General features: G+C 28.0%; 8 protein-coding genes and 1 CRISPR repeat array. All 8 genes read right to left on the minus strand.

Going from position 1 to position 10,054, the window contains the following annotated elements:
* Nucleotides 1–10 precede the first annotated feature (10 nt).
* Nucleotides 11–1,234: a CRISPR direct-repeat array (repeat unit 30 nt; unit sequence GTTTCAATTCCTCATAGGTAATGTAATAAC).
* 132 nt (nucleotides 1,235–1,366) lie between these two features.
* Nucleotides 1,367–1,633 (minus strand): CRISPR-associated endonuclease Cas2, encoded by a 267-nt coding sequence (gene cas2, locus M663_RS0101255; protein ID WP_029687671.1) that lies wholly within the window; start codon nucleotides 1,631–1,633, stop codon nucleotides 1,367–1,369.
* Nucleotide 1,634: 1 nt separating this feature from the next.
* Nucleotides 1,635–2,630, minus strand: coding sequence for a type I-B CRISPR-associated endonuclease Cas1b (gene cas1b, locus M663_RS0101260; RefSeq protein WP_029687672.1), 996 nt, complete (start codon nucleotides 2,628–2,630; stop codon nucleotides 1,635–1,637).
* Between the two features lie 4 nt (nucleotides 2,631–2,634).
* On the minus strand, nucleotides 2,635–3,141 hold the full coding sequence (cas4, locus tag M663_RS0101265; RefSeq protein ID WP_029687673.1) for a CRISPR-associated protein Cas4: 507 nt from the start codon (nucleotides 3,139–3,141) through the stop codon (nucleotides 2,635–2,637).
* Nucleotides 3,138–5,423, minus strand: a complete 2,286-nt coding sequence (gene cas3, locus M663_RS0101270) for a CRISPR-associated helicase Cas3' (protein WP_273702581.1) — start codon at nucleotides 5,421–5,423, stop codon at nucleotides 3,138–3,140. Before cas3 ends, cas4 begins: the two co-directional genes overlap by 4 nt.
* Before the next feature lie 10 nt (nucleotides 5,424–5,433).
* The gene (gene cas5b, locus M663_RS0101275) at nucleotides 5,434–6,153 is read right to left on the minus strand and encodes a type I-B CRISPR-associated protein Cas5b (protein ID WP_029687675.1); all 720 of its coding nucleotides are present in this window, start codon (nucleotides 6,151–6,153) and stop codon (nucleotides 5,434–5,436) included.
* Between the two features lie 16 nt (nucleotides 6,154–6,169).
* A complete protein-coding gene (cas7b, locus tag M663_RS0101280; RefSeq protein ID WP_029687676.1) occupies nucleotides 6,170–7,069 on the minus strand; it encodes a type I-B CRISPR-associated protein Cas7/Csh2 in 900 nt (299 codons plus the stop codon).
* A gap of 11 nt (nucleotides 7,070–7,080) precedes the next feature.
* Complete coding sequence (locus M663_RS0101285; protein WP_029687677.1) at nucleotides 7,081–8,895, minus strand: TIGR02556 family CRISPR-associated protein; 1,815 nt, start codon at nucleotides 8,893–8,895, stop codon at nucleotides 7,081–7,083.
* Nucleotides 8,896–9,037: 142 nt separating this feature from the next.
* Nucleotides 9,038–9,766: a CRISPR-associated endoribonuclease Cas6 gene (cas6, locus tag M663_RS0101290; protein WP_029687678.1), complete on the minus strand. Its 729-nt coding sequence runs from the start codon at nucleotides 9,764–9,766 to the stop codon at nucleotides 9,038–9,040.
* Between the last annotated feature and the right edge of the window lie 288 nt (nucleotides 9,767–10,054).

Genomic DNA, 10,054 nt, shown 5'->3' on the forward strand with positions numbered 1-10,054 from the left:
TTAATTGTGTGTTTCAATTCCTCATAGGTAATGTAATAACAAGATATTTATAGTTATCCTGTAGAATTTTTTTCTAGTTTCAATTCCTCATAGGTAATGTAATAACCTCTACCTGGGCAAAAAAAAGAAATTCAACGAGCTGCGTTTCAATTCCTCATAGGTAATGTAATAACCTTCTTTTGTAGAGGCTTTTAATTTTGGATTTAGTTGTTTCAATTCCTCATAGGTAATGTAATAACCAAAAAGAGCTTCTCTGGCCTTTTCTATCTTCTCAGTTTCAATTCCTCATAGGTAATGTAATAACGGGAAAAAAAACAATAGTGCCTTCTAACTATATTGCGTTTCAATTCCTCATAGGTAATGTAATAACTCTATATTATGTATGCAATTTTAAGGATAAAAAAGCGTTTCAATTCCTCATAGGTAATGTAATAACAAAATAAACGAAGCTAAAGAATATATTGGCAAAAAAGGTTTCAATTCCTCATAGGTAATGTAATAACTAGGTAAAAAACACTTAAAAGCAGACAGCCTTATTTTGTTTCAATTCCTCATAGGTAATGTAATAACTATACTTTTTGCAATCCAATATACTTCTCTATCGGCGTTTCAATTCCTCATAGGTAATGTAATAACCATATACACGCCTACTCCGTTCCGCTAATAGAAAAGTTTCAATTCCTCATAGGTAATGTAATAACTCGCCGATATTACCAATCTCAAAATCAGTAGAATTATGTTTCAATTCCTCATAGGTAATGTAATAACTAGATTTTCTAATCTTTTTACTTATCACTTTGTTGCGTTTCAATTCCTCATAGGTAATGTAATAACGTTTGGGCTTGTTTATAGTTTCATATTTCAAAAAAGTTTCAATTCCTCATAGGTAATGTAATAACAATATTGTTTTAGTAGGCTCAGATTGCAAAGAAGATAGTTTCAATTCCTCATAGGTAATGTAATAACTAAATTCTAATTCTACTAGTGATATGGATAAATTTTCGTTTCAATTCCTCATAGGTAATGTAATAACCCAAAGAGGGGGCGACGGCGATAGCCTATTCTTCGAAGTTTCAATTCCTCATAGGTAATGTAATAACGCATTAAGCAAGTTTAATTCTGGATACCTATTAGCCATGTTTCAATTCCTCATAGGTAATGTAATAACCAAAGATGAAAGTGTTTCTTTTCAAACTGCACTTAAGTTTCAATTCCTCATAGGTAATGTAATAACCAACGAAATATTTAAAAAAAAATTTTTTTATTTTTCAAGAAAATCTTTTTTTTGCCCCCTCTAAAAACTAAATATTACACTTTTTTCTGTCATACCAAGCACTTTTTCTCACCATCTCAACCCGACAGAATTTCACAAAAACTGCGTATCTTCCTTTTTATCATTCCCTAGCACTTCCCGATGACTATAAAGTAAACTTCTAAAAGAATAAATTATCACAGAATCACCCTCTTCTTCTACCAAGACCTCTTTAATCTCACTTTTCAACTTTTCCAACCTAGCCCTCGTAATCTCTCCTTCAAAAACAGAATTTTGGACCCATTCCAGGTACCTTCTGCATAATTTTAGCATCCTTCCACATCTTTTTTGGTTAACATCATAATATAAAATGACAAACATTTTACCATTCCATCACAAAAGGTTTATAATCTTCATCACCAATAAGATATTTTTCCAATTTATACAGCTCAAGTCTTATAAGTCTTCTATAGCTAACTTTTTTATTTATTTTTCTATAAGTTATAGTTCTGGACAAAAATTCTTCCATTTTTTCTAAAATTTTCTTCTTTCCTTTATCTGACAATATCAATCTCCCAACACTTTTATCAAAATCCTTTTTGGATATCACTCCATGTTTTATAAGAGAAATCAAAAGCCTATCCCCAATAACTACTTTAAATATTTCAGCAATATCTAAATTAAGAGTGAATCTTCTAAAATTAGTCGCATGTAAAAAACCAATTCTGGGATCAAGATGGGTTTGATATATCTCACTTAAGACATAAGTATACATTAAACTATTTATAAAGCTAATAAGAGCATTTAAATGATCTTTTGGTGGTCTACGAGTTCTTTTTTCAAAATAAAAATCTTTATTATTAAGTATTTTATTAAAACTATTATAATAAACACCTTTTGCTTTGCCTTCAAAACTCATAAGTTCATCAATATTTCCACACTTTTCTATATTTAATAAAACATCTTCCATCATCTCAATTTCACTGTCCAGGTCGTATTCTCTCCTTCTATAGTACTTAAGTATTTTTAAACTATTTTTAATTGCACCTTCTACAAATCTTTTTGCCAAATACAAACGCCTATCAAAATTATCATACGCTCTAGCTTGGTTTAAAATCATAAAACCAGAATTATAATGTTCCCTAGGATAAAAACTTCCAGAATAGTATCCATAATAGTTAAAATAATGAAGAATTATTTCTTTTTGAGTCAAAAAATTTAAAAGTTTTGTATTAAAAGAAACTTCTCCAAATACAAAAATCTCCTTTGTATTTTCTACTGGTATAAACCTCTTTTTTCCTTCTTCTGTCTCAAAAAATATAGTATTGTCCTTTCTTTTAAGATGCCCACTTGTAAATATATAAAGAGTTTCTAGCATGCTATTAACTCCAACAAAATTCAAAATGGGCACAATTTTTACATCTCTTAACCTCTATATCTACTTTAGGAGGTACTTCTTGCGATAAAACTCTTTCCATTTCCATTAAAACATCTATAATTTTGTCCTCATCTTCTTCTGTCACTAGAACTTCCTTACTAATTTTTTCCTTAGGAATTTTTATTAAGCCTATAGCCTTAATGCCCTTTTTAATCTTTATTAAAAAAAGATAATATTTTAGCTGGAAAATACCACTTTTTAAGGTTTTTGAAGACTTTTTTATTTCTGCAATATAAAATAAATCTTTTCCTTTAACTACCATATCAAGAATTGCTTCTAAATCAGCTAAATAAATACGCTTCCTTTGCCTTTTAAAAGTTGCTTCGTCAATTAACCTTCCTATCTCCAAAAATTCATTATATTGATCTGCACTTAACTGCCTACTCATAAGCCATGACTGCCTTTTACATATATTAAAGGCATTAAAAAGAGATGGAGAATAATATCTCATATAAAATTACTTAGCTCTTTCTTAAGCCCAGTTTCATAATCATATATATCTTGAACAAAATCTCTTTCTACTATTTTAAAATTTCCAATTTCTTCAAACGAAGTATAGTTTATTGTATTAATCGAATATCTTACAGACAATACATATTGATAAAATTTAGATTTTATTTTTAGAAATTCTGCCTTTCTATCAAACTTGTCACTTATTGAAAAAATACTTTTAAAATATTTTAACAAATTGGAGGCTTCATTATTAATTTCAAAAAACATCAAGAAGGAAGGGATCTCATCAATTAATTTAAACTTATTTTGAATTTCTTTATAATCCAAATTTTTTATACTTTCTAATATCTTCAAGCTATCATCTTGAGAACTATTTTGCTTAATTTTCTCGTAATATTCATTTATTATTATAAGCAGTTCGGATTCCTTAAAATAACTTCTGCTTAAAAAAAGATTTTCTGTTTCTGTGAGACTTAAACCTTCATAAATATAGTTATGGTCGAATTTGCCTTTTTCATTTTTTATTTTAAATAAGACAACCCTACCTTTTTTTTTATTGTTACTCCTATTACACCTACCAGCTGATTGAACAATAGAATCTAATGGAGCAAAATCCCTATAAACAATATCTAAATCTATATCTACCCCTGCCTCAACTAACTGTGTTGAAACTACTATTTTATTACTTGGGTTGTTTTTTATTTCTTTAATGCGTTCTTTTCTTTTAATAGGCAAAATATTTGTAGATAAATAAACCAAGTCTTTACCACAAAATTCTTTTTTGAGTTTATCATAAAAAATAAGGCTTGAATTTATTGTGTTAAAAACAAAAAGAAAACTCTTATCAGCATTTTGTTTAACATCCTTTTTGGCAATTTCATATAAACAATCTAAACTAAATCTGGCAATTGCGTTATTTTCTTTTAACACATTCAGTTTATACCTTGAAAATAGTGAGAAGTATTCATTCCTTCTATCTTTTGATATAAGAGGTAATGTCTCTTCCTCTTGAAAGATTAGTGGCATTGTAGCTGTTAAAAATATTACTCTACAGTTGAACATATCGATTAAGTTTTTAAAGATCTCTTTTGTTAGATTCCAATACTTATAAGGGATAGTTTGAACCTCATCTAAAATAATCACTGAATTTGCGATATTATGAAATTTTCGTAGTTGAGAATTTTTATTAGAGATTAGGGTATAAAATAGTTGCCAAAAGGTAGTTAAGATTAATGGTTTATCCCAATTTTCTATTAAAAATTGAGCCTTATCCTTTTCTATATAATCCTCATTATATTTTATTTTAATTTCTGCTAAATGATGGTGAACAATAAGAAAATCCTCAACATTGGTATTGTTTATTTTAAATATATCTTTAATTACATCCTCAGTTTGATCCACTATGGAAGTAAAAGGTAAAGCATAAATTACTCTTTTTAAAGATTTTTCTTTTTCCAATAATTTAAAAGCTAAATTCAATGCTGCTAAAGTTTTACCTGAACCAGTTGGTACATTTAGAGAATAGATTTTACCACTTCTATAAACTTTATTTATTGAGCGAATACTCTCTTCATATATATTATTTCTGATTCTATTTAATGAGGACAAGCAATTATCATTATTAAATTTATTTTTTTTATAGTTATCAACATAACCAGCTATATCCTTAGGTAATTGTGAATATTTTAATTTTCCAAAAATAACTTCTGTTTTATCTGAATAAGTCAATATAGAAAAAATAAAATTAAGCAAAAAATAATTTTCAATTTTACTATCAATTTCAATCCACAAAATTTCTTCAAGTTCATCCCAAAGGTCTTTAAAACTTAAACTTTTAAGCTCTGGGAATTCATTTAATTTAAGAGTTAAAAACTGCTTTTGAAGAATGTCTTTTTTTCTTGTTGTAAGCATTTCATTAAAGTTTTCTAAGTCACCGTGATGTTTTCTCACTACTACAAAGGCTAAAGCACTCAAAAATTCATTACCTGTTTTGACCTTTACAATATGGGAAGTAATAAGTGCTGATATTAAAGAATGGTTAATTAAGTCTTGCTTATGTTCACATTGCCTTTTTTCAATGGATGCCTTTAAATAATCCTGAAAAAAAATTGTTGCCTTGCCAATATCATGATAAAAAAGAACTGTCTCAAGTGTGTTGCGGATTTCATCATGAGGACAAAAAAATTTTAACTCTTTTTTATTATCAAAAACATCAAGTCCTATATTTTTAACATTTGTAAGATGATCAACGAGTCTCGTTTCAGGATGAGACAGTAGCATAAATTAAGCCCTATATCATAATAATATTTTCATTTAACTCTAAGATATGTATATATTTTTTAACCTTTGCAGTTATAGTTCTAGCTGTAGCTTCTATTATAAAATCTTTAGACTCCATTAGTTCTCTGTTTTTATTTAGCTCTGTTGGCATATGAATTTTTAAAAATTTAGTTCCAGGCTGAATAAAATCAATTTCAATTGCATCCTCAAGAGGTAAAATTGAGTTAATTTCAATGAATTCATTTCCAACTTCCTCCTTTATATCAAACGAACCAATAAATTTAAAATTTGCAATACATTCTGATATACCTAATACAGGAGTATAAGCTGCCTTATGCTCTTTAACTAAAGTCTTAAACTTTTTTAATTCAATAATATTATCAGACAATACATAAATTCTAAAATAGGGATCCTTCAAAAATTCCATATTAATTCGTGTTCTACAGGATTTACCCTTAGGCATTCTTGCAAACATTTTAACTTCTTTTGTATTGATAAAATTTTGTGGAATATGAAATTTTGTTACGGGACTTCTTAAAGAAACAGCAAAAAACCACTTATTTTTCTTAAATTTTTCTAAATACGACTCTTTGTCATATCCTAAAATGGCCCCAATAATACCATATAGTGAAGTTTTAGGAGGAACAGGAAAAGTAATAGGAGAACTTGTTGTATAGGGCACTCGAAAGTGCCCAAAATCACCCCATAAATCAAAAACAATTATTTCCATTTTCTGAACCTCGTTATTAGAAGTTTAATTTTTGCCAATCTCCTGGAATAGTTTGATTTAAATTTAAATTTTCATCTATTTTATACTCTATTTTTTCTATTCTATTTTTATTATTTTCAAAAATATTTATTAGCTCTTCTATGTCAAGTTTAAAATCTTTTACGCTTCTTATCTTAAATTCATTCTCATAGCATGTAAGTTTAATTTTTTTATCCAAATCACCTATAAAGAAACCAACATCGTTATAAGTTACTTTTAATAAAAATCTCGGCATCTGACCAAATTTTGAGCGGCTAATGAGATTCTTTGTACCATTCCACATGGCATCTAATAGTTCATTTACATCGTTTTCAGTTAATTTTGTATGCTTTGCAGCTGTTTCATTAATAATACCATGAAATACGATAAAAGAGTAAGGCAATATATACTCTTCTCTAAACGTTGATTGTTTAGCACCAGCCTTTGAAGCAAAAGCACCAGTTCCTTTAATATGCTTTAATTCTACTTTATTCAACGAACGTCCCATCTTAAACTGGACAGGTCCAGTATAGGTAATAGAGTCTTTATCGAGTGGAATGACTCCTCCAAATAATCTAATATCTATACATTCTTTTAAAACTATCTCTGCATTATTGTTATAATCTTTTGCCCTCGTTTTACCATCTTGTATACCTTTTTGAGGATCTCCATCTATAAAAATTTCTCTTACAAAAACATCCTTACCATTTTGTCCATTATATCCTTTATATTCATAAAGATAATCTCTAATAGTTCTTTTCAATCTCACATCTGTAACAATATTAATTTTTGTTTCTTCGTCAATTCTTGGTTTGTTTTCATCTATGGGATCACCATTGGGATTAGCATCTGTAACATCATAACAAAATAAAAGTTCACTTCTTTTTTCAATATACATAATAACCTCCTTTAATTTTTATTCTCATTTTCTACTTTAAAATAATCAGCTAAAATTAAACCCAATGTAAAATAATAACTTAACTCATCAACTGAGTAATTGCTAAAGTCTGATTTTAGCAAATATTCTCCTATTGCTTTTTCTAACTCTACATAATAATTCTTTTCATATTCCTCAAGTTTATTAACCATTTCCGGCAACAATCTCTTAGCTACTTTTTCATCAATTTTAAGCCCATTTAACCTACTTTTAAAAGGCTTTGCCTTTCTTTCTTGATACTGAATATTTAATAATTTCTTGGCGAGCACACCTTCTAAAAAAAGTGCCCTTTTAGTTTCATCATCCAACAAAGGATGTTCTTGAAAAAAATCCTCAAAATCATTACCATAATTTTTCATATTGCCTCTTCTCCTTTCTAAAATTTTTATTTGCTCTAAATAAAGCAAGATTTTATATGACTGTAACACCAATGGATCAATCCAATTATCATTTAAAAATTCTATACTTATTTTATCCATAAATCTTTCTAAAAGAAATTGAATATAAATTTTTTTATTTATAAAAATATTATTTAAAATAGACAAAAAGTATTTATCAAATTTTCCATCTGTTTTATTATTAGAAAAAAAATTTCTAATAAAATTAAAAGAAAAATCAAATGTTATTGTATCTTTTTCAGTTTTTAATTCCTTGAATATTTCGTATTTTCTCTCTTTTTTATCAACTTTATCCTTTGCTTCAATGAGAAATTTAAGTCTTGAGGGAGCAATTTCTTGTAAAAACAACAATATCTTAAATGCTTTTTTTGACTTTTCAAAAAAAATAAAATTAAAATTTACATTATTATTTTCCTTTGCAAGGTCTCTGATTATTGCTTCTTCAACACGTTCAATTAAACTGGCTTTACCCTCTTCTAATGAAAAACTTTTATATTTTTCAAGCTTAGTCAAAATCTTTTTACTTAATTTATCATCACTTAAAACTAATTGTGGAATAATATAATAATTAAATCCACAAAACTTAAAAACCAAATTTTTATCTGCATATGTTTTGGCTCTTTCTAAAATTTTTGCACAATCTGGACAAACAGGATAATTCCTCCATGCCAAACCTTGATTAAAACCACCAGCTACATAGCTCTCTTTATCTACAGTATAAAAATTATATGTGTTTACGAAGCCCCACACCTCATCTGCTATTCTTCTACAAACATAACAATATTTGTCATTTGATTTACTTTCTATATTATATTTTTTATAAAAACTACTGTATGCAGAATTTTCATTATTTTGAAATGGTTTTCTAAAAACTTCCATATCTCCTACATAATAATCTTTATCATCTTTTTTGAAAATAAAAGTAACAATTGATGGTTCTTTCAATTGATTATTTGATTTTAATAAATCCCTATTTCTAGCAAACTCTATTAATTCATTTTTTATATCTTCTATATTATCATCTATCATTTTCTGCATCTTATTTAAAAAGTCTTTATCTTCATCAGATAAATCCCTTTTATTTTTTTCTAAAAATTTAGAGAAAACAGGCTTAACCTTAATATTAAGAGTCTTATGTATATCTGTTATCTTTGATGTTGGAGTTTTATCTACTCCTCTTGAAGAGCCTGTTTTGTAAAAATACTTCATTTTTTTGGATGAATCTAATTCTTCATATCCTATTCCACAATATCTAATATCATCCAAATTTGTAATATCAATTATAATCTTAAATACCTGTTTATACTTACTTCCTACATTTTCTATAAACTCTTCCAAAAAATCTACTTTGGGTAAAATTTTACCTATCTCATATAAAGCTTCTATCATCATTCAAGCTCCTATTTTGGACATCAATTTTATAGATTTATTTTTTATCCCTCATTTTCTTTTTTTATAATTATATCCAATTATATATCATCTCTTTCATGCATAAGCTTTAAATCCCGTAGTTTAATTGTCTATCAAAACTTTAACATTCCCACTCACTCCAAATCCCAAACCCCATGGAATTACGCTCTCCAAGTCCCACATCATAGGCAAATTTCAAAAATTCTGGTTCACCTGAAAGTTCAAATATTCCCTGCCAGCCTTCGATTACTGCACCCTTTTCTCTGGTTCCGTACCAGGTGGCAGTCCTTTTGATTTGAATTGGCTCAATTTTTAATTCATAGGGACAATCTTCCTCTTTATAGGCAACCCATTTTTTTTGCAGATTCCTGTTAATTGCCTGAGAAAATTTCTCTCCTGGTTCGCAAAGTTTATACTTTCCATCATCTCCAGTAGAGCGCATGGCTATGGGGTTCATGGATTTGATTTTAATTGGGGAGGAAAATTTTTTGGCAGGTAAAATAGCAATAGAATTCAAAAAAACCCTATTGTTACCCAAAAAAAGCTCTTCTCCGGTCACAAAATTCCTGGCTACCTGCTCTAAAATCCAATCTACAGGAGAAGAAAGATAAAAACTTACCTTTGCAGGAAAAGAAAAAACATTGAGTTTCTTATCCAGTCTCCCCTTTTCCAGGATAGAAGAAAAGGTAAAAAGCTTAAATTTTCTTTTCTCATACTGAAATCCTTTATTATGTAACCAAGAAGCATAAGGAGCGTCTAAAAGATTATAAATAAGCCCCTGCAAAGTTCTTAAAAATCCTTTTTTAAGCTTAATAGAGCTATTAGAAACCAGTTCTACCTTAAGTCGCATATTATAAATCCTCTTTATACCTTATAAATTTAAAAAACAGTCTTTTTTATAACATAAAAAAATAAAAAATGTCAATATATAAAAAAATCACAGAAATATACAATCTTTTTCTTAAAACTTATAAATAGTAAAAAAATATTACTTTTTACTTTCAGGATATTACCCCTTGCCAAGGAAAAACAAGAATCATAAAATATAGATACATCAAAAGGAAAACTCCTATGAGCAATTGCTTACTAAAGCCTTCACTAGCTATTTTACTTAACTCTCTGGATCATCTGCTGGCAG

This window comes from Thermoanaerobacter sp. A7A (assembly GCF_000445185.1).
In the GTDB taxonomy this organism is placed as follows: Bacteria; Bacillota; Thermoanaerobacteria; order Thermoanaerobacterales; family Thermoanaerobacteraceae; genus Thermoanaerobacter.

Excerpts from the sequence above, each read along its gene's own strand:
- cas6 (WP_029687678.1), bottom strand. The coding sequence starts at position 9,766 with ATGCGACTTAAGGTAGAACTGGTTTCTAATAGCTCTATTAAGCTTAAA.
- cas1b (WP_029687672.1), bottom strand. The coding sequence starts at position 2,630 with ATGCTAGAAACTCTTTATATATTTACAAGTGGGCATCTTAAAAGAAAG.
- cas7b (WP_029687676.1), bottom strand. The coding sequence starts at position 7,069 with ATGTATATTGAAAAAAGAAGTGAACTTTTATTTTGTTATGATGTTACA.
- cas4 (WP_029687673.1), bottom strand. The coding sequence starts at position 3,141 with ATGAGATATTATTCTCCATCTCTTTTTAATGCCTTTAATATATGTAAA.
- cas5b (WP_029687675.1), bottom strand. The coding sequence starts at position 6,153 with ATGGAAATAATTGTTTTTGATTTATGGGGTGATTTTGGGCACTTTCGA.
- cas3 (WP_273702581.1), bottom strand. The coding sequence starts at position 5,423 with ATGCTACTGTCTCATCCTGAAACGAGACTCGTTGATCATCTTACAAAT.
- M663_RS0101285 (WP_029687677.1), bottom strand. The coding sequence starts at position 8,895 with ATGATAGAAGCTTTATATGAGATAGGTAAAATTTTACCCAAAGTAGAT.
- cas2 (WP_029687671.1), bottom strand. The coding sequence starts at position 1,633 with ATGTTTGTCATTTTATATTATGATGTTAACCAAAAAAGATGTGGAAGG.